General features: G+C 41.5%; 18 protein-coding genes, 1 tRNA gene and 1 pseudogene. 8 read left to right on the forward strand and 12 right to left on the reverse strand.

Going from position 1 to position 21,234, the window contains the following annotated elements; translation table 11 throughout:
- Positions 1–2: 2 nt before the first annotated feature.
- From WAE57_RS02465 to WAE57_RS02480, 4 genes are all read right to left on the reverse strand, one after another.
- Entirely contained in the window at positions 3–680 is a 678-nt protein-coding gene (locus WAE57_RS02465) for a response regulator transcription factor (RefSeq protein WP_237786667.1), read from the reverse strand.
- A 9-nt stretch (positions 681–689) separates the two neighbouring features.
- Entirely contained in the window at positions 690–2,357 is a 1,668-nt protein-coding gene (locus tag WAE57_RS02470) for a phosphoethanolamine--lipid A transferase (RefSeq protein ID WP_337707904.1), read from the reverse strand.
- 129 nt (positions 2,358–2,486) lie between these two features.
- Positions 2,487–3,605, reverse strand: a complete 1,119-nt coding sequence (locus WAE57_RS02475) for a porin (RefSeq protein WP_337707906.1) — start codon at positions 3,603–3,605, stop codon at positions 2,487–2,489.
- 112 nt (positions 3,606–3,717) lie between these two features.
- Positions 3,718–4,986: an MFS transporter gene (locus WAE57_RS02480; RefSeq protein WP_337707908.1), complete on the reverse strand. Its 1,269-nt coding sequence runs from the start codon at positions 4,984–4,986 to the stop codon at positions 3,718–3,720.
- Positions 4,987–5,217: 231 nt separating this feature from the next.
- Between WAE57_RS02480 and WAE57_RS02485 the strand changes: the two genes are divergently transcribed.
- The 5 genes from WAE57_RS02485 (at position 5,218) to putP (ending at position 9,959) form a co-directional block, all read left to right on the forward strand.
- A complete protein-coding gene (locus tag WAE57_RS02485) occupies positions 5,218–5,844 on the forward strand; it encodes a lysophospholipid acyltransferase family protein (RefSeq protein WP_337707910.1) in 627 nt (208 codons plus the stop codon).
- 63 nt (positions 5,845–5,907) lie between these two features.
- Positions 5,908–6,825: a patatin-like phospholipase family protein gene (locus WAE57_RS02490; RefSeq protein ID WP_337707911.1), complete on the forward strand. Its 918-nt coding sequence runs from the start codon at positions 5,908–5,910 to the stop codon at positions 6,823–6,825.
- Positions 6,826–6,924: 99 nt separating this feature from the next.
- Positions 6,925–7,398: an NfeD family protein gene (locus tag WAE57_RS02495; RefSeq protein WP_086174728.1), complete on the forward strand. Its 474-nt coding sequence runs from the start codon at positions 6,925–6,927 to the stop codon at positions 7,396–7,398.
- Positions 7,399–7,412: 14 nt separating this feature from the next.
- A complete protein-coding gene (locus WAE57_RS02500) occupies positions 7,413–8,267 on the forward strand; it encodes an SPFH domain-containing protein (RefSeq protein WP_337707916.1) in 855 nt (284 codons plus the stop codon).
- 180 nt (positions 8,268–8,447) lie between these two features.
- Positions 8,448–9,959, forward strand: a complete 1,512-nt coding sequence (putP, locus tag WAE57_RS02505) for a sodium/proline symporter PutP (RefSeq protein WP_337707919.1) — start codon at positions 8,448–8,450, stop codon at positions 9,957–9,959.
- A gap of 82 nt (positions 9,960–10,041) precedes the next feature.
- On the opposite strand, the gene WAE57_RS02510 is transcribed toward putP, so the two are convergent.
- The gene (locus WAE57_RS02510; protein WP_237786659.1) at positions 10,042–10,950 is read right to left on the reverse strand and encodes a farnesyl diphosphate synthase; all 909 of its coding nucleotides are present in this window, start codon (positions 10,948–10,950) and stop codon (positions 10,042–10,044) included.
- 220 nt (positions 10,951–11,170) lie between these two features.
- Positions 11,171–12,361 carry a 2-methylaconitate cis-trans isomerase PrpF gene (gene prpF, locus WAE57_RS02515; protein WP_337707921.1) on the reverse strand — a complete coding sequence of 397 codons (1,191 nt, stop codon included), beginning with the start codon at positions 12,359–12,361 and terminating at the stop codon, positions 11,171–11,173.
- A 324-nt stretch (positions 12,362–12,685) separates the two neighbouring features.
- Here prpF and WAE57_RS02520 point away from each other — a divergent pair, with 324 nt between their 5' ends.
- A complete protein-coding gene (locus tag WAE57_RS02520; RefSeq protein ID WP_337707922.1) occupies positions 12,686–14,041 on the forward strand; it encodes an amino acid permease in 1,356 nt (451 codons plus the stop codon).
- 90 nt (positions 14,042–14,131) lie between these two features.
- A tRNA-Arg gene (locus WAE57_RS02525) sits at positions 14,132–14,207 on the forward strand.
- Positions 14,208–14,485: 278 nt separating this feature from the next.
- Here WAE57_RS02525 and WAE57_RS02530 read toward each other — a convergent pair.
- The 3 genes and pseudogenes from WAE57_RS02530 to WAE57_RS02540 all read right to left on the reverse strand — a co-directional run.
- Positions 14,486–15,418 carry an IS5 family transposase gene (locus WAE57_RS02530; RefSeq protein WP_337707923.1) on the reverse strand — a complete coding sequence of 311 codons (933 nt, stop codon included), beginning with the start codon at positions 15,416–15,418 and terminating at the stop codon, positions 14,486–14,488.
- Positions 15,415–15,699 carry a hypothetical protein gene (locus WAE57_RS02535; protein WP_337707924.1) on the reverse strand — a complete coding sequence of 95 codons (285 nt, stop codon included), beginning with the start codon at positions 15,697–15,699 and terminating at the stop codon, positions 15,415–15,417. Before WAE57_RS02535 ends, WAE57_RS02530 begins: the two co-directional genes overlap by 4 nt.
- A gap of 27 nt (positions 15,700–15,726) precedes the next feature.
- A pseudogene (locus tag WAE57_RS02540) lies at positions 15,727–15,936 on the reverse strand (NAD(P)-binding protein); the annotation flags it as partial.
- Between the two features lie 673 nt (positions 15,937–16,609).
- On the opposite strand from WAE57_RS02540, the gene WAE57_RS02545 reads away from it, so the two are divergent.
- Positions 16,610–17,089, forward strand: coding sequence for a spore coat U domain-containing protein (locus WAE57_RS02545; protein ID WP_237786656.1), 480 nt, complete (start codon positions 16,610–16,612; stop codon positions 17,087–17,089).
- On the opposite strand, the gene WAE57_RS02550 is transcribed toward WAE57_RS02545, so the two are convergent.
- Genes WAE57_RS02550 through WAE57_RS02560 form a run of 3 tightly spaced genes read right to left on the reverse strand, consistent with a single transcriptional unit; the run spans position 17,090 to position 21,221 of the window.
- Positions 17,090–18,082, reverse strand: a complete 993-nt coding sequence (locus tag WAE57_RS02550) for a spore coat U domain-containing protein (protein ID WP_337707927.1) — start codon at positions 18,080–18,082, stop codon at positions 17,090–17,092.
- A complete protein-coding gene (locus WAE57_RS02555; protein WP_337707929.1) occupies positions 18,073–20,442 on the reverse strand; it encodes a fimbria/pilus outer membrane usher protein in 2,370 nt (789 codons plus the stop codon). The genes WAE57_RS02550 and WAE57_RS02555 overlap by 10 nt, the downstream gene beginning before the upstream one ends.
- A 14-nt stretch (positions 20,443–20,456) precedes the next feature.
- Positions 20,457–21,221 (reverse strand): molecular chaperone, encoded by a 765-nt coding sequence (locus tag WAE57_RS02560; RefSeq protein ID WP_337707931.1) that lies wholly within the window; start codon positions 21,219–21,221, stop codon positions 20,457–20,459.
- Positions 21,222–21,234: the final 13 nt, after the last annotated feature.

Genomic DNA, 21,234 nt, shown 5'->3' on the forward strand with positions numbered 1-21,234 from the left:
CCTTATAATTGCCCCAGTCGATAGCCCAACCCGCGAATGGTTCGAATAAAATCTTTGCCGAGTTTGGCGCGTAAATGGTGTACATAAACCTCAATGGTATTGCTGTTTATCTCACTGTCCAGATCATATAACTTATCTTCTAAATTGGCTTTAGAAAAAATCTTGTTCGGATGGCTGACCAAAGGAATTAAAATGGCCCACTCACGATTGGACAGGTCTATATATTGCCCCTGAAACTTGGCAATATGCTGTTCAACATCCAGCACCAAACCACCATAAGCCAAGGTTCTTAAACTATCTTGCAGGCTGGATTCCGCACCACTACGACGTAACAACGCATGAATACGCGCCAACAGTTCATCAAACTCATAGGGCTTGATTAAATAATCATCTGCCCCCTGATTTAATCCATCTACACGGTTTTGCAACTGATCACGGGCAGAGATAATCAGTACTGGTAAAGTCGGCCATTGCTGGCGAATATTTTTCAACACCTGCATACCATCCATCATCGGTAAGCCAAGGTCGAGTAAAACAATATCAAATTTTTCTTGTGTCAGCCTTTTTAAACCATCAATGCCATTATTGACCCATTCCGCATCCATTTGCTGATATTTCAACAAAGTCATGCTGGATTCAGCAATCATAAAATCATCTTCAATCATTAATATTTTAGTCATGCGTTCAACTCATAGTTTCTTTTTTGATTGACATTGCTGCAACATATTATATTGCTCATCCATGGTCTGGCTTTGAACATCGAGCAGGCCGAGCAGACTTGGAAATAAATTATCATGGCTCAATTCTTGGCTTTTTTGCTTTGCCAAGCAAGCAATTTGCGCAGAATTTTGTTGGCTCCACTCAGGTGAAAACCACATCAGCATGGGAATATGGGTTTGCTGTGCAGGTGCAATCGCATAAGGTGAACCATGTAGATATAAGCCATGCTCTCCGGTTGACTCGCCATGATCGGATAAATACCAAAATCCGGTTTGATAACTGGCATTAGTTTTTAAGACTTGAATAAGCGAACTTAACACATGGTCGGTATATACAATCGAATTATCATAACTGTTCAATAATTCTGTGCTGCTACAGCCCTGAATGGCATTGCTATCACAGCTCGGTTTAAACGGCTGGAATGCAGCAGTGGAACGCTGATAATAAGCCGGTCCATGACTGCCCATTTGATGCAAGACAATTAAACGTGGCGTTTGGTCAGTTGCCGGAATTCCTGCAAGATAGGCTTTTAGGCTGTCCACCAGAATTTCGTCATAACAGTCTCCATCTTTGGCACACCATTTATCTTTTAACTGTTGTGGAATTTGATACTGTTCCACCCGGTTACATGTCCCTTTACAGCCGGAATTATTATCAATCCAGGTCACCTTGTAGCCAGCTCGTTTGGCAACATCCAGCAATCCTTCACGATGGCTGGCAAGCTGGTCATCATAATCTTTACGCGGCATGCCCGAGAACATACAAGGCACTGAAACTGCCGTTGCCGTACCACATGAGCTGACATTGCTAAAATTGATAATATCCAGTTTGGATAGTTCAGGGTTGGTATTTTTAGCATAGCCATTTAAAGAAAAACTTTCCGCACGTGCAGTTTCACCCACCACCAGTACCATCAATTTAGGTTTATGCTGGGTACTGACTGGTTGATCCAAATGCGCATCTTCGCCATAAGGAATTAAAGGCAAATTCTGTTTCGGTGCAGATTTATGATAATAAGAAAGTGTTGATGCGATGGTGTTTTGAGGAGAAATCATGCCTTTTAAATCACGATGCTCCCGAAAGATCGCAGCATAATCCACATAAAAGAGAAATAACAATCCGCCCACCAATAACAATGAAGCAATGCCATTAATGAGTTTTTTTGTTGCTTTAGGCAAGAAAGCTTCAGGCTTGATACGCACCAAAGCCACAAAAATAAGCGGGCAGATCACCAGGAACACAGTCCAAAGCACAAAGCGCAGAGACATTAAACCTCGGACTTCACGTGCATCGGTTTGCATCATATTCTGAACCTGTTCAGGTGAAATCACCACGCCCAAACTATTGACAAAATATGCCGTAAAACCACCGACCACTAAAAGAATTGAAGCAAATATTTTTGCGTTCCATTTCCACTGGATCAGCTGAAAAATAAAGTTATACGCCGCAACAATCACCAATACGGTTGCCATTAAAAACAAATAGGCTTTAGGACCTTGATAGGGCGTTAGATTTTGTATTTTTTGAAAAAATGCAAAATTTAAAATCGCGCCCAGCCAGATTGCCAGCAATAAATTAAACTGGCTTAATGAAATCGGCTTTATCTTATTACGTATTGGATTGATGATATTGGACATAAGTGTTGGCTAAACTTTTTACTGATGTGTTAATCTAAAATATCAAACTTAAAACTCACTTAATATAAAAAAATAATAAAAAAAGGCAATAAAAACATTGCCTTCTCTTAAATAATAGCATCTAACTCATTAGAATTTGTATTCTAAGCCTGTACCTAATACAGGTTGTTTAGTTTCCAAATCACCTTGTTCAAGCGTTAAATAACCGGCATAACCATACGCTTTTACTTGTTTGTTAAATGCGTAGTCTGCACCCACAAAAATTTGCTGCGCATCAAAATCTGATTTTGCTGATTTAAAGCTGGTGGTATTTTGGCTATATTGCGCTTTTACAGTCCAGGCTTTCGCAGTCGGAAGATTATATTCCGCACCCACTAACCAGCCTTGTGAATCATCGATATCTGCTGCTGGTAGTTCATTGCCGGCTGCATCTTCTACTTCAGAAGTTTGATAAAGCGCTTTAAGTGCCAAACCACCATCCAGGTTTACACGACCAATGGCACGAAGTGTATTTGCAGCAGCAAAAGCAGTTCCGGCAGCCCCAGCAGTTACTTCAGGTGTAGCTGCATTTAAAAAACCGCGGCCAGCAAAAGTGCTTGGAATTGCTTTGTCATAAGCAATTCCTGCTACAACCACAGGGCTGTCATATACTACAGATGCAGACCATGCATCACCTAAGCCACGACCTGCAGTTTTTGAAGACCCATTACCTTTCGCAATGCCTAAATCTTCACCAGAAGCCAACAATGCATTCACTTTAATGGCACCTGTAGGCAATTTAATTGCCGGAGATTCATAAATGACTGCATTTGCAACCCGAGTTTCACCAGTAAAAATACCAGTCACATCGGCTTTGTTCGCTACATAGTTATTGAATGTATCAACTGGGCTTGAAAGCTGTTTCAATGGAGTGTCATGTGCACCCACTTTTAAAGTACCGAATTGAGCATCTTTTAAACCGACAAAACGGTTACGTGTAGTCCAGTCGGTGCTATCACCATCTGCACTTAGACCCCACTCAATCGCATAGACTGCACTTAAACGATCGTTAAGTTTTTCCTCACCTTTCAAACCTAGAAATGAGCTGTTTGAACTTACTTCAACAACGTCACGATCAGAAACAGGTGACGCATTATCTTCTGGTAAATAATCGATACTTGCATCAATTTCTCCATAAAGAGTTGGCGCTGCAAAAGTTGATCCCGCTAATACACTTAAAGCAATCGCTGCTGCAATTTTGGTTTTCATTTATTAAGATTCCTAAATTATCTTGTAACAAATGTTACAACTGCATCTTATTTTACAAAATGATTAATTTTATATTTATATATATTTTTTAGTACTTTAGCTTGTCAGACAATTAAATGGCGGAGGATGGCTGTTTTGTTACACAGTTGATCCAGCGCAAGATAAAAACAACAGACAGAATCGCAATAATATTAATGGCCAGCAAATAATCGGCATAGCCCAGTGCATCGGCAAAAATTCCGCTTAAGCTATACAATCCCCCACTTACGGTTGCCATCAGCGAAACCTGAAAAGTGAAATCTGTGCCGGCCAAATGTTTACGGCTGTATTGCATCACCAAGGTAAGCATGACCACCAGTAACATCGCTGAAATCATGTCTTCAGCAGCATTAATCAGATAAATCACCCAGGTCTCAATATGCCGTTGAGCCTCATATTGAAAAGCCAACCAGGTATAAGCCGCCAAACTCAAAATCTTGAATATGGAAAAGACCAGCAGTGCTTGAGCACGGGAAAGAAACTTGAGGCTAAAACCGGCCAGCCCGGCTCCCGCTAATGCCGCCACGGCACCGAGCATGGTGACATAGAGACCAATTTGCGAAAAGCTCAAGCCTAAATCGACCATTAAGGGTTTCAGTAAAGGCCCGGATAAGCCATCGGCAATCTTAAATGTGATCAGGACTGCCAGCCATGCAGCAAGATTCGGAGTCCGATAAAAATAAGCCAGATAATTTTTTACTTTCTGCCAGCTAAAGCTTTCTGCTTCAGTCATGGACGGCGTATGCTTCAGTCTATGCGGTTCTTTAAAAAAAAGTATGGGCAATGTATTAAGCAGTACCAATGCCGCCAAAATTAAAAAAGTGCTTTGCCAATCCAGCCATTCCAGTGCCCACAGAATGGCTCCCCCACCGACAATAAAACCCAGCCGTGAGCCGATCACCTGAAAAGTGTTGCCCCAATGCTGCTGTGCGTGATTCAGCAGATTGACGGCTAAACCATCGGTTGCAATATCTTGGGTGGCACCCACCAGATTCATGCTGAGTAAAGCCACAAAAAAAGCCAGTAAATATTCAGGTTGGTTTAAAGCTTGGATGGGAAGAAAAGATAGACCCAGCAACACTGCGACACTGAGTAACTGGGTGGGTACAATCCAGCTACGGTAATGTCCAAATGCTGCATGACCAAAACGGTCGACCCAGGCTGCCCAGAAAATTTTAATCGACCAGGGCAACATCAATAATCCAAAACCGCCAATATGTGCCAGCGATACCCCTTGGGCACGTAAAATCACTGGCAAAGCATGGGTCATAAAGCCCACTGGCAAACCTTGGGCCCAATATAAAGAAAACAATAAAATATAGAGCTTAGGTGAAGTCGGCATATTGTTCCCTGAGTATCCCTGCCTTTAAAACTATTCATTTAAAGTTATTCATTTAAAATCAGGCTTTTAAAATTATATCTTTAGAGTCGTATCGTGAAACTGCAAGCAGATTGATCATTGTGCTCAAGTCAGTTGGATAGTTGTTTACTTTTTGCCAATGCATCTTATTTTACAAAAGCTTAGCATATTTTTAAGCCTATAAAATTTTGTCAGGAAGTTCAATCAACGGCCATGATCAAACATTTTCCTACATTGCCTGCTCAAGTTCCTGCCCGTAGCGGAAATTTAAGCCGAAATATTTTCAAAAAGATATTTCTTGCCCAAGGCTGGAGTTTTGATGGCGAATTTCCCAACCTGCCTAAAGCGGTGGCCATTATTTCTCCGCATACTTCGAATATAGATGCTTGGTATGGCTTTACTGCCCTGCTTGGGCTGGGTATCAAGATTACCGTTTTTGGCAAACACACCTTATTTAACACACCGCTTAAACCCTTGCTGGAATGGATTGGCGTGATTCCGGTCAATCGCAGTATTCAACAAGGTACAACTCAGCAAATTATTGACTTCATTAATACTCAAGACCATATCTGGGTCGGTATGGCACCGGAAGGAACACGCAAACAGGCCGAGTCGATTCGAAGCGGGTTTTATCGTATTGCAGTGGGTGCCCACATCCCTATTGTGATGTTTTCACTGGATTACAAAAACAAGGCCATTCACTGCCTGGGCGTGTTCTACCCGACTGGAAATTATGAGCAGGATCTGGAACAAATCCTGGATCAATATACCGGAAAATTTTCTCCCAAAAATCCGGGCTGGTTGGCCAAGCCTTTACAAAATCGTTTAAAAAACAACTAGCCAAAGTGAAATTTATTTGTTGTGATGTGTGCAACATTGGCGATTTGATGTTCAATTTCAACCATGAAACTTGCACACTATTCCTGTATTGGCTTACTTGGACTGAGCCTGATTGGCTGTGATAAAGCCACTCAAACCCCACCGCAAACTACAAGCATAAAAGCGCGTGAACCTGTGATTGCCATCGCTTTAGGCGGTGGTGGTGCCAAAGGCTTTGCCCATATCGGGGTGCTGAAAGTTTTAGAATCACATGGGATTAAACCGAAAATTGTCACTGGCACCAGTGCCGGCAGTTTTGTCGGCAGTATTTACGCCAGTGGCAAAACACCGTATCAATTACAACAAATTGCACTTACTTTAAAAGAATCGGACATTCGTGACCTAACCCTGAACAGTCAAGACATTGTACAAGGTCAAAAATTGCAGAATTATGTGAACCAGCACATTGCCAATAAACCGATTGAACAGTTCCCGATTCGCTTTGCCGCCATAGCCACCCGTCTGGACACCGGGCTTAAAGCGGAATTTATTAAAGGCAATGCCGGTCAAGCCGTGCGTGCCTCATGCAGTATCCCCAATGTATTTGTGCCGGCCACCATTGGCGGAAAACAATATGTGGATGGTGGTCTGGTCAGTCCGATTCCAGTAAAAACAGCCAAAGCCATGGGGGCAGATATCGTCATTGCCGTGGATATTTCTGCGCGCCCAGAAGGCTCTAAACCGCTGAATATGTGGGGGCTGCTGGATCAGACCATTAATATTATGGGACAGCAAAGCATCAATGAAGAACTCAATCAGGCCAATGTGGTGATTCAACCTAAAGTGGGGCATTTGGGAACTCTGGATTTAAAAGCCAGCAATCAGTCTATTCTGGAAGGTGAGAAAGCAGCCCAGCTCAAAATCATTGCCATTGACAAGGCGATTAGCGATTTTAAAAAATCAGCTGCTGCATTCAAGCCTGCTGCAAAATCTAGAATTTAAAAATTATGCTTTTTTAATATTCAAAGACTTATTCATCTGCTAAATTGATATAGAGGCTGAAATGGTCTCTATTCATTTTTACAATACACGAGTAGATGTATGGAATTTGCTTTCGAACCTTGGCATTGGTTTGTATTGGGTGTGTTGCTCATGCTTTCTGAATTAGTCATCCCCGCTTTCGCTGCACTGTGGTTTGGCATCGCAGCCATCATGGTGGGCGTTTTATACTGGATGTTCCCGATGATGGGCCTTACCACCCAACTGGTCACCTGGATTATCTTGTCCGTTCTGTGTACTTTGCTGTGGTTTAAATTTATTAAACCGCTTTCGATTGATAAAACCAAAGCAGGTTTATCGCGTGAAGCAACCATCGGTCAAGTCGGCATGGTCATTCAAATTCATATGCAACATGACTTGATTACCGTGCGTTTTCCGATGCCGGTTTTAGGTTCAGATGAATGGAACTGCCGTTCATTGTCACCGGTCAAAGTGGGTGATCGGGTACGCGTAATCGAAATTTCGGGTAATGATCTTGTGGTGAAACCCCACAATCCAAATAACGAAAATATATAAAGTGAGGAAATAACATGTCTGGTGGAACGATTATTGTTTTAGCGCTGCTGGTTTTTGCCGGCGTGACCATTTTTAAAGGGGTACGTATCGTCCCGCAGGGTTATAAATGGATCGTGCAACGTCTGGGTAAATACCATACCACTCTGGGACCGGGACTCAGTTTTGTCATTCCTTATATTGATGAAGTGGCTTATAAAGTCACCACCAAAGATATCGTGCTGGATATTCCTTCGCAGGAAGTGATTACCCGTGACAATGCGGTACTGCTAATGAATGCCGTGGCCTATATCAATATCACCACGCCGGAAAAAGCGGTGTATGGTATTGAAAACTATACCTGGGCCATTCAAAACCTGGTACAAACTTCACTGCGTTCTATTGTCGGTGAAATGGATCTGGATGATGCTCTTTCTTCACGTGACCACATTAAGGCTAAACTGAAAGCTGCCATTTCCGATGATATTTCCGACTGGGGCATTACCCTAAAAACCGTTGAAATTCAGGATATTCAACCGTCATCGACCATGCAGGCAGCCATGGAAGCACAAGCAGCGGCTGAACGTCAGCGCCGTGCAACAGTGACCAAGGCAGATGGTGAAAAACAGGCCGCCATTTTAGAAGCAGATGGCCGCCTGGAAGCTTCACGTCGTGATGCCGAAGCACAAGTGGTATTGGCTGAATCCTCACAACGTGCCATCGAAATGGTCACTTCGGCTGTCGGGGATAAAGAAATTCCTGTGGCCTATTTGCTGGGTGAACAATATGTCAAAGCCATGCAAGACATGGCGAAATCGCCGAATGCCAAAACTGTGGTATTACCTGCAGATATTCTCAGCACCATTCGTGGGGTGATGGGCCGTAATCCATAAGCACCTGTTCTTTATTAAAAAATAGACAGCACTGGCTGTCTATTTTTTTGGGTTCTGGAAAAATATCAGCAATTTTTTTTAATCTATGGTTAAATTTCGCGTTATTTTTTGAAATTATTTGTGCTTCTCTCCTAAAAGCCTGTGTTTCGATCTACTGTCCACCTTGTAACTGGATACCGTATGAGCTCCCTAAATCCGACCCTGATTACCTTTCTTTTTTATATTGTCGCCATGATCGCGATTGGCCTGATGGCTTATCGCGCAACCGCCAACTTCTCTGATTACATTTTGGGGGGTCGTCGTTTAGGTAGTTTTGTCACAGCGCTCTCTGCCGGTGCTTCAGATATGAGTGGCTGGTTGCTGATGGGACTTCCCGGCGCAATTTATCTTTCAGGTTTGTCTGAAATGTGGATTGCCATTGGCCTGATTATTGGCGCATGGCTCAACTGGCTACTGGTTGCCGGACGCTTACGTGTACACACCGAAGTTCAGCACAATGCCTTAACCTTGCCGGATTATTTTTCTAACCGTTTTAATGACCAAAAGAAAATTTTGCGCGTTACATCCGCTTTCATCATTTTAATTTTCTTTGCTATTTATTGTGCTTCAGGCATGGTTGCAGGCGCGCGTCTGTTTGAAAACATGTTTGACATGTCTTATAGCACGGCGCTTTGGATCAGTGCCATTGCCACCATCAGCTATGTATTTATTGGTGGTTTCCTGGCCGTGAGCTGGACCGACACCATTCAAGCATCATTGATGATTTTTGCCCTGTTGCTTACTCCAATTGTGACTATTTTTAGTTTCTCGGACCTGTCGCAAATGACCCTGGCACTTGAAGCTGCACGTCCACAAGCCATGAATGTCATGGGGGATTTAAGCTTTGTTGCCATCATGTCCCTGCTTGCCTGGGGCTTGGGCTACTTTGGACAACCGCATATTCTGGTTCGTTTTATGGCGGCAGATTCAGTCAAATCGATTCCCAATGCACGCCGTATTGGTATGGCATGGATGACTTTATGCTTGGGCGGCGCAGTTGCGGCAGGTTTCTTTGGTATTGCCTACTTCCAGCAGCATCCTGAACTTGCAGGCGCAGTGACAGCCAATCCTGAGACCGTATTTATGGAATTGACCAAAATTCTGTTTAATCCATGGGTTGCCGGTATTGTTCTTGCAGCGATTTTAGCAGCGGTGATGAGTACCTTGAGTTGTCAGCTTTTAGTATGTTCAAGTACCTTAACTGAAGATTTCTACAAATCATTCTTGCGTAAAAATGCCACCCAAACCGAACTGGTTTGGATTGGTCGCTTAATGGTGTTAATGATTGCCCTGCTTGCAATCTGGATGGCCGGAAATCCTGAATCTAAAGTGCTAGGCCTGGTGGCTTATGCCTGGGCAGGTTTTGGTGCGGCCTTTGGTCCACTGATCATTCTTTCCTTGTTCTGGCGCCGTATGACCTTAAATGGCGCTCTGGCTGGTATGCTGGTGGGTGCGATTATGGTCGTACTCTGGAAAAATACGATTGGGGAAACGGGCCTTGGTTTTATTCCTGCCGGAGTCTATGAAATTATTCCGGGCTTCATTTGTTCAATGATTGCGATTGTAGTGGTCAGCTTAATGGGTAAAGCACCTACAGAGGAAGTCACTGCACGTTTCGATGAAGGTCAGCGTTTGTATAACGAATCCAAATAATCTTTAAAGCATAAAAAAGAGGACGATATGTCCTCTTTTTTTTAATTCAATTTTTTAATTCTTTTTTTAGATTCACATTAAATTAGCTTTTACGTGACAGTAAAAATTGTGAAATCTGATTGAGTTCAGCAGCATCTTCGCCAAAGAAAGCCAAGGCTTGAAAGGCCTGATCATGCAGTTCTTGGGCATAGGCCTGAGCTTTGTCTAGCCCCATGAGTGCAGGATAAGTCGATTTCTCTACTTGCTGATCTTTACCGGCTGTTTTTCCTAATACTTCAGTATCGGAAATAATATCCAGAATGTCATCTTGCACCTGAAAAGCCAGTCCAATGGATTGTGCATATTCACGCAATTTAGGAATCGCTTGATCGGTGCCCTCAAACACGGTAACAGCTGCCATCATCACCGCTGCAGAAATCAGGGCACCGGTTTTATTGCGATGAATATTTTCCAATGCCTGCTGATCGACATGCTTGCCTTCAGCCTGCAAATCCAGCACCTGGCCACAGACCATTTTTGAACTGGCGGTCGCCAAAATTTGCATCTGTTTTAAAATAATCGAATGATTCACCGCAGGCCCCTGATCAAACAGGCGGCTGCCCAAAATTTCAAAGGCCATCGACTGCAAGATATCTCCCGCCAGTAATGCGGTATCTTCACCAAAAGCCACATGACAGGTGGGTTGGCCACGACGCAATAAATCATTATCCATACAGGGTAAATCATCATGCGCCAGTGAATAGCAGTGAATCATTTCGATGGCGACGGCTGCACGGCGAACGGCTGCAAAATTAGCATTCGGTTTTAAGGCTGCAGTGGCATAACACAGTGCCGGACGTACACGTTTACCCCCAAGCATAACAGCATGATGCACTGCACCTTTCAGCGGCTCCGGAATGGAAAATGCGTCTAATGCAGTCAATAAATCCTGCTGGATACGGTGTTGTGCTTGGGTTAATGCATTTGCTTGCACGTCAGTTAAAGATGACACATTCGCCTCGAATACTTTGCTTTGGTTAATAGATCGGGAAAATTAAGAATGCGCCCGATCTAATATACAATGCTCTTGTCACCATCGACAGAGAACTTGCGATTCCTCATCTGCATGAGAATTAGATAGTCATGATCGTTTAAGCTTTGGCTAAGCGAACTTACCAATCAATGACAAGCAGCATGATACTGCTTTCTCGCAAGATTCTCTATCTGCTTTGTTATTTCAGGCTATCTTCTGGAATTCGAACCCAGCCTTCCATCAGTACCCGTGCACTACGGCTCATCACTGCCTTCTTCACCTGCCATTGTCCATTTTCCTGCACCGCTTGTGCACCAACACGTAAAGTTCCTGAAGGATGGCCAAAACGTACCGCTTCACGCGCACCGCCGCCAGCTGCCAGATTAACCAAAGTTCCAGGAATTGCCGCAGCTGTACCAATGGCAACAGCAGCCGTGCCCATCATGGCATGGTGCAGTTTACCCATCGACAATGCTCGCACCAGCAAATCAACATCTGTGGTTTGAATATCTTTACCGCTTGAAGATGTGTAGGCCTTAGGTTTCGATACAAAGGCAATTTTCGGGGTATGCTGGCGCTTTTCCGCTTCGGCAATGTCCTGAATCAAGCCCATCTGTTTGGCGCCATAGGCACGGATGGTTTCAAAACGTGCCAGTGCATGAGCATCTCCATTGATGGCATCCTGTAATTCAGTGCCCTCATAGCCAATCTCTTCAGCATTTAAAAAGATGGTTGGAATACCGGCATTAATAAAAGTGGCCTGGAAAGTGCCGATATTCGGAACCTCGAAAGTATCGACCACATTGCCTGTCGGGAACATGGCTCCACCCTCTTCACCATCATCTGCTGGGTCGAGAAATTCAATTTGAACTTCTGCTGCCGGAAAAGTGACCCCATCCAGTTCAAAGTCACCAGTTTCCTGCACTTGACCGTTGCTGACAGGTACATGGGCAATAATGGTTTTTTGAATATTGGCTTGCCAAATGCGTACCGTACAAATCCCATTTTCAGGAATACGCTCTGCACTGACCAAGCCATTGGAAATGGCAAAGGAACCGACCGCTGCGGTTAAGTTTCCGCAGTTACCGCTCCAGTCAACAAAAGGCTGATCAATTGCCACCTGCCCGAATAAATAATCCACATCATGATCTGGCTGGGCACTTTTGGCCAAAATCACGGTTTTGCTGGTACTTGAACTTGCTCCACCCATACCATCAATTTGCTTGCCGTAGGGATCTGGACTCCCAATCACACGCAGCAATAACTGATCACGTACTTTTCCAGCCTGCTGTGCAGCTTCCGGCAAGTCATCCAGTTTAAAGAACACCCCTTTACTGGTACCACCACGCATATAGGTTGCCGCAATTTTAATCTGGGGAGCAAAACTCATTTCTCTTTAGTCCTTTCATTTATCATTGTTGTACATCATCAGCAAAATGCTAAAAAGCATCATAGCGATTTTTTTATAAAATATATGCTTCTCTGGACTTAAGTATAAAAAACAAACTTTAAACTTTTTTTTATAATTCCCATTATTTTATTTTATGTAATTAAAAATAAAATTAATTGCTTGATTCAAAATCAAAATATATAGAATATTTTTTTTGTGATTATTTTTTAACAACCTCCCTCCTAGCCCTGTACTAGGCTAATACATTTCAATCTATTACAATCTATTACAATCCTTTCCTTACACATTGTCGGGCTGAATACTTTGAATAAAGAGTCTTCTCAACTTCAGCGTGGCTTAAAGAACCGTCATATCCAACTGATCGCCATGGGCGGTGCAATTGGGACGGGCTTATTCTTAGGGTCCGCACAGGTCATCCAATCTGCTGGTCCTTCCATCATTTTGGGTTATGCCATTGGCGGTTTAATCGCCTTTTTAATCATGCGCCAACTGGGTGAAATGATTGTACATGAGCCTGTAGCAGGATCATTCAGTCACTTTGCCAATAAATATTGGGGTAAATTCCCGGGCTTCTTGGCGGGCTGGAATTACTGGATTTTGTACATTCTAGTGGCCATGACTGAACTGACTGCCGTGGCTAAATACATCAACTATTGGTGGCCACATATTCCGGCATGGGCTTCGGTACTGTTCTTCTTCATCGTGATTACCTTGGTCAATCTCGGCAATGTGAAATTTTATGGCGAATCTGAATTCTGGCTTTCGATTATTAAAGTGACCGCTGTTATTTCCATGATTGTTTTTGGTTTGTATTTATTACTGACCGCAGATGCAGGATCAACTTCTTCATTTAGCAATCTTTGGTCACATGGCGGTTTCTTCCCGAATGGCTTTGAAGGCCTATTTTACATGCTTGCCTTCCTCATGTTTGCCTTTGGTGGGATTGAACTGATTGGTATGGCAGCTGCAGAAGCCAAAGACCCGGAAAAAACCATTCCTAAAGCCATTAACCAGGTGGTGTTCCGTATTCTGATTTTCTATATCGGTTCACTCACGATTCTTTTATCTTTAGTGCCTTGGAACCAGCTGGAACTTGGCGGTCTGGATAAAAGTCCATTTGTGATGATTTTCAGTCAACTCGGGATTGGCTGGGCAGCGCATTTACTTAACTTCATTATCTTGACTGCTGCACTGTCTGTTTATAACAGCGGTATGTATGCCAATAGCCGTATGTTGTATGGTTTGGCACAACAAGGCAATGCACCGAAAGTATTCCTTGGTGTGAATAAACAAGGTGTACCTATTGCTGCTGTTTTATTCTCTGCACTGTTAATTTTCGGTTGTGTACTACTTAACTACTTTGTTCCAGAAGATGCTTTAGGCCACTTGATGTATGTAGTGGTAGGTGCATTAGTACTCAACTGGGCCATGATTAGCCTGACTCACTTGAAGTTTAGAAAAGCAGTTAAACAAGCCTCAATTCAAACCAAGTTCCCTGCACTTTGGGCACCCATCAGTAATTATTTAGTCCTGATCTTTATTGCAACTGTGCTTTATATTATGTGGACCCAAGGTTTTAAAGAATCCGTACTGATGATTCCAATTTGGGTGGTAGTGATGTTTGGCTTATTTAAAATATTGAATAAGAGTAAATCTTAAGCAAATACGCTCAAGTAAAATCTTTAAAAAGTTATTGTTTCGACAATAACTTTTTTTTTATACCTATTTGCGCTAAATTAGCTGCGTTTTGTGCCCTTAGCTTAACTGGATAGAGCAGTTGCCTCCTAAGTGACCGACGCGGGTTCGACTCCCGCAGGGCGCACCATTTTATGGTTTATTTTTATCTACAACACTCCAAGTTAATATGAAAAATAAATAAAATTCATAAGCTTAATAAAAATCAAATCTAAGTAAATCTATGAAATTCTAATTTAATACATATTTTTTTGCGGTAATTTTTACGGTAATATGGATTACCGTAAAAATGCCAAAAATCGTTATTCCACTTACGGATACCAAGATTAAAACTATCAAAGCAGACTCTACGAAATGGCTTTGTTGCATAAAGCCTTTAAAGATAGAGTTCTTTTAAGCATCTCAAATTTAAGTGACAACTTGGGTATGAGGTCGGCCTAACTCTGTAAATTTATTTAAGACCGCTATACGTGCATGAATTTCATTGACCTGACTGCTAAAATTACGAGCACTGAGTCTATCTCCTAATAGTTTTATACAATGCATCTTGGTTTCAACCAAACTGCGTCGATGATAACCAGACCACTTTTTCCAAAGCGTTCTACCCAGATGTTTGACTGCTTTTAATAATTCGTTTCTTTCTAAAAAGCTTAATTTCTTATCTTTCCATGGCTTTGCATTTTTCCTGGGCGGAATCACAGCATGTGCTTGTCGATCTGTAATTACCTGACGGCACTGCTTGGTGTCATAAGCTCCATCGGTATATACGGAGTCAATCTGCTCATCTTGTGGAATCTGATCGAGTAAATTACTCAGTACCTGTGAATCACTCACATTGTTGGTCGTGAGTTGAACTGCTCGTATTTGTAGGGTTTCAGCATCTATACCAATATGAAGTTTACGCCATTGGCGGCGATATTCAGGTTGATGTTTTTTACGCTTCCATTCACCTTCACCTAAGAATTTCAAACCAGTAGAGTCAACGAGTAGATGTAATCCACGAATGCTTTTTTGATAACTAATAGCAATATCAATATGCTTTTGTCTTCTACAGAGGGTGGAATAATCTGGAGCTGTCCAATCTAATCCACAGAGCCTAATAAGGCTTTGAACAAAGCCTGTAACCATACGTAAAGAAAGTCGAAATAGAGATTTGATCATCAAACAGCATTGAATGGCTGTATCGGAATAGGTTTGATTTCTTCCATGCTTCGCTTGTCGCTGAGCATACCATTGAGTCTGAGGATCGAACCAAATTGAAATATTCCCTCGGTTTATTAAAGCTTGGTTATAAGAGGACCAATTAGTTGTTCGATAGATTTTGGATACAGGTTTCTTCATTTGGAAATTATATTGCTGAAGATGCCTTTAAGAACAACTTTATGCAACAAAGCCTTAGAAAGGCGGTTACGCATAATTTCAAAATGCCGATAGAATTGCTCTACTGTGATTTGCTCTTTTGAATCCTTTAAATACCCTAAGTCAACGCGAACAATAAGCACCTTTGTATGGTGATTGAATATCTGTTCAACATATTCCAGCAGGCTTTCTTTATTATTTCTTTCCTGTAGCCTAAACTGATGCAAATCTTGTTCAATTTCTCCTTTTAACATTTTGAGCATCTTTATCCAGCCTGACAATGAGCTCTAGGTATTGGGAGAAAAAAGGCGCAATGACTCCCAGGTATGCTGCCAGGCTCCGCCCGCTTGATTTTGATCATCTAAAATAATAAATGGTATTTTCTTTCGCTTTAAAAAATAAGCCGTAGATAAAGCTGCCTGTCCGCCACCAATAATGATTACCTCAGTTTCAGTCTGTTGATAATTCAAAGCTTTTCCCCCTGTTCTTGTTTCAGAGATTTTTCTGCATTCTGCGTAGCCATACAGCCTGAACCGGCTGAACTAATCACTGTATGGTAAACACCATATCAATATTACCTACAACAAAGACACCATCTACAACAGTTACAGTGAAGCCATTCGCTACCCTCTATGAATCTGGATAAAACCATCATGCAGGTTCAACTATTTTTTTAAACAAAATTTGGGCAAATCATATGCCAGTTATCACTTTGGTCATTGTGGTCAATTGCCCGCCAATTGCACTATAGCCACTGTATGCCGCGACAATTTAAAAAATCGATAGTGAAATTTACAGTCAGTTGATATGTTATTAAGGGCTGGCCTAAAATCTGATTGTTGAGTTGCTCAACCATTCAAATAAAATGGTCAGCATAACAACGCCTGCCCAATACTATATGGGCATCAAACTTGTGCAAATTGAGATATTTTATGGGTGAATTTCAGAACAATTTTATTTAAAAATTTATAGAATATTCATGTAACTTATATTAGAATTCATTTACAATTGTATTTTTATTGATCTATCTAACCATGTTATTGCTTAGCGTTCACGATTACTGCTTTTACTGGTGCTCAATATAAGCAGTTATTGGTCAAGCAATGATTCATGAAAGACATCTAATAACGTACTCACGTATAGAGTATTAATTATACTAAAAAAGGGAAGGTTATGAAAAAATCAAATTATTCGTTATTCGCCATAATCATCTTATCCACTCTTGCCCATACTCAAAGCTCGAATAACAGCTCTACCACCTTCAAAGTACAAATGACTGTCACTGAACGATGTGATATCGAAACGGGTCAAGCTCAAAATGTCGACTTTGGTACAATTCAAAGGTCTTCAGGCGCACTCACCTCGTCTGGGTCATTAAATGTCGTCTGTACTGAAGGTACCCCTTATGCCATTACCTTGCATAGCGACAAAGCTTTAAAAAATACCCAGGATAACTCGATTCAAATTCCTTACCAGTTATATCAGGATGCAGCTTATAAAGTGGTATGGGGAGAAAGTTCTCAGGAAAGTTTCACCCAATCAGGTACCGGAACTGACCAGCCATTTAAAGTGTGGGCAAAAATTGAAGATGGCAAAACTAATGTACCCGCCGGCACCTATAGCGACACTGTGGTAGCGACAGTAACTTATTAATCAATACGTCAAGGTCACAGTAATGGTATCTTGATAATCACCTGCACTTTGCACGTTTTGTTTGGGTACTTTGCCATAAACCGCAATAGTTTGAATTTGGTTGGTACCACTCGCCTGAACCATACTATTTGAATCTGCTCCCCAAATACGACTCAAGCCAGGATCAGAATATAATTCATAATTTATATAATCTTGACCATTCCACATACGTCGCTGACCGTTGCCTAGAGCATATTTACCTTGATTTAAACTGACCTTCCACGCAGTTCTATTGGGACATTGCAATGAAATCTGGGCAGATGATGTTTTATCGGTATTTAAATTATCAAAACTGCCAAAAACTAAATCTGTCGCATTATGCAGCACACAACTATTTTCATAGTAGGCCGTTACCAAACCACTACTTGAGGCAATTTTTCCTGAAGTGAGTACCTCATTTAGAGCAGGATAAAGACTCCCCCCCTTATACGATGCATACAACAGCTCCAAACTTAATGTTGAAGAAGTATATTGACCCATTGCGGGTTGTTGACCCGAATAAACCAATCCGTAAACCGGAATTTGAATGGCTAATTGTTGGTTTCCAGTCACCGTAAAGTTTGAGCATTGCAAACTACCCGTTTCATTTTTTGATTTTATTAATTGGGTACGTGCTGCATCGTAAAACAGGTCATATCTTAAACTGTCTGACAGTAAGGGAATACCGCGATATAAATAGCGTGAGTTATTAGCATAGGCCCAGCTATCTGCGCTTAAACATAGGGTGTAATTGGTTTTACCATTATTGGGTGGGTTACAAGTGACAGTGACATTGGTACTGGCAAAATTTGCTGCTGTGCTGACCTCCCCAAAATCTAGAGATAAAGAAGAAATGTTGCATTCAGCGGCATTTGAATTTGAATATAGACCTGCAATACAAAGTCCAAAAGCAATTTTAAGAACAGATGCTGACCAAAAGAAATTGCCTGGATTTGTCTGTTTTTTTATTGGCATAGCAACTCTCCTAAATCAATTAAACCACTTTTTTGACTTAAATCTGGCAATTCAACATGACATACACTATTTTTTTGCTGTATGTATAATTTCGAAACTGTTGGACTTTCCAAATATACAATACCTTCATGCGCCACAATAGTCAGAGGTTGCTGGGTCTCGGAATTCATGTCATCCGATGCCCAAACGTTACTGCCCGCCTCAATAAACTGACCTTGCTTATCCTTTAAAGTCATCTGTACGGTTTTAACCCGATAAATCGGAAATTCAACATAAACGCCACTTCCATATCGGGGCACAGCATTCAGTTTGGTTGTTTCAATATGATAATCTACCGGGAGTTCCAAAGGATCTATTGATATCCGGTTATGCTGGTAGGGATTGAGTGCATCTACCACCAAAATTCCTTTTTTATTTGTTTTACCTACATAACGATTTTCTAATTTCACCGGCACATCTGGAACCGCTGATGTTGAAATCAGTGCAAATGAATCGTAAGTTCGGCGCATTGGAAGCAAACTATTTTTCATCATCAGTACACTTCCATTAACAGTACCGGTGATGAAGGTTGAAGAGGATTGACCGGAATTAAAGTCCTGAATTCCCATACTCCATTCACCATAATTGTAGAGTTTTCCGATTTGTGCCTGTAAATTTCGGAGATCTTGACCTGCATCTGCTTGAACTTGCCATCCCCACCCGCCTGTATCTCGGGGAATAGACTGGCTTGCATTCAATGACCATTTTTCTTGATTCTGTTCTTGCTGCAAGGACAGATTTGCGGTTCGACGTTTTTCCAGTGGAATATTAAGACTTAAAAAATATCGCGTATCTTGCTGATTCAAATCATGATTGGCACTTAAATTCAGGAAAATATTATGTGCAAAGGAATAAGACCAGTTAAAAGTTAAATATTGACCAGGTACAGAGGATGGATATTCCTGATGAACATAACTGGCACCAAACTGGCCTAAAGCATTGTTAAATCCTAAAAAAAACTGATCAGAACGTTCAGGGAAAGTAGCCCCATGAATACGCGCAATGTCATAAAATTCCCCCGACTGACGCAAGGTATTATAAAAGAAATTCAAATATCGGGATGACCAGTTATAACCCAACTGATAGATATAGCCTTCTGTATTTTGGTATTGGCTATATGAATATGCTGCATTGAGCATACCGGCACGATTCCCCAATTTCTGAATCACGCCCCCTCCAAGCAGAGCAAGTTCAGGTGCAAACTCCATATGACTTTCAATGGTTAAATCATGAGTTAAACCATAACGATAGGTTCCATTTGCGACCAAATCCCGATCGTATTGAAATGAGCGCTGTCCATAATCTAAACGGGTATAACCAAGATTCAGGGACCAGTCATCGAGACCTTGTTGTAGCAACTCATTCGTACCATACAAGGAAAAGCTGATCACACGTTGTTGACCATTTATATCGGTTAAAATTAATTGCGCCTCTCCTGTTCCACTGAGTACAGGCAAGGTTTCAATTTCAAATTGTCCTGGAACAACCTGCTGGGTGGTTTGTTTTAAACCATTAATAAATAGATCGACAGTAGATGGTAAAGCCACCTGACCTTTAAACGACTCTAAGGGCGTAGTAATTCGATAAGGCTGTAATGAGAAATTTTTAGCCAAGCTTAATCCGCTGATACGAGTTGATCGAGACCAGTTCAATTGTCGAGATTGATCATCTCCGATTTTTAAACTGAACATGTCTTCAGGAAAATCCTTTTGCCAAAAAACATCTAATACTTGGCTATTAAAGTTCGACTCTTTACCGGAACGATTATAATTATAGTTGGCCGATAAACTAAAAATGCCTTCCTCCCCCAGTCCAAAGACACGATACTCATTTGCCCCACTTAAAGTGAAAGCATCAGCCGAATATTGTCCATAAAAATCATAATTTAATAGCGTACCTGGCTTATCCTGATTGGGATCTATTTTTGCCGGCTCTATAGCAGTATAGGCTTGATAGCGAGATATGCTGTTTAATGCCTCCACATCTACATTTAAGTAGATTCTCTGGTTGAGACTGTCATATTCATAATTTAGAGAAGGAATGTCTTCCAAAAGAACATAAGGCGTTGAAGTACTATCAGTCCGGTTAGGCAGACGAATCTTGAGCTGTTCCAAGGTTTCTCGGGAAATCAGCAACTGATTATTTTCTTGCAGAAACTGTCCTAAAATATCTTGCTGAGATTGATTCAGAATGATATCGAGAATTAATTCTTGCTTTATAAAATTAGGAGATGAGGAGACAGAAGCCGTTTCTGCCTGAACTTTATGAATACTGCAAAATATAATGAGGACTATGCCCCACCAGCTTATGGGCTTTTTCATCGCATCATATATATTTATTTTTGGACAGGTAAGGTTTGTTCTTTAAAATCGGAATTAATAACCGCCTGAAACTTGCCCGATGAATCCGAAGGGATCGCTGCGGGTAAAATCCATGACATGGTTTGTCCAACTAAAACATAGCCTACTAATCCTGGAAATAGTGGTGATTTTTTCCCATTTCCCGATACATAACTAAGCTGACTCAAGCGAATATATGAATTAGATAAATTAGTAGCAGTCAATTGCCCCTTGGCATATTTAAACTGTACTCGATCAATTGAAGTTATTCCCTGATTAATCATTGGTTTCTGATTTGTCTTATAAAACACAGGAATTGAATACTGAAGCAGTATATTTAATCCCGTTTTATTATTATTCGACTTATTATCAGGCAACTCATCTACAATGAGGCGAAAAGCCTGTTCCTGATTGATAGGAGTAGCTGCAGGTTTAATCAGACGTACGAGTTGTCTTTGTCCTGGCTTAACTTCAGTAATCAAGGGACTGGCTATTAGATTTTTTGTGGCCGCTAAATTATCCTGGCTATTTTGTTGGGTCCATTGCTGCACTCGAACTTGAGCACGAATATTGGTACTTCCAGTATTGGTGAGCCAAAGTTCTTTAGCCTTATCAGCGGAAGAAAACTCAATCAGGATAGGTGCAACCTGAAGGCTTGCAGCTTGCACCTGAGATAAAGGCAAAAATGCTAAAATAGCCAAAATACCAGAAATATGTATGCTTTTTTTATTCCAGGTATTGAGCAGCTCAGTTTTCAGCATCCCGACTTTCCCT

The organism is Acinetobacter sp. NS-4 (genome assembly GCF_037402435.1).
In the GTDB taxonomy this organism is placed as follows: Bacteria; Pseudomonadota; Gammaproteobacteria; order Pseudomonadales; family Moraxellaceae; genus Acinetobacter.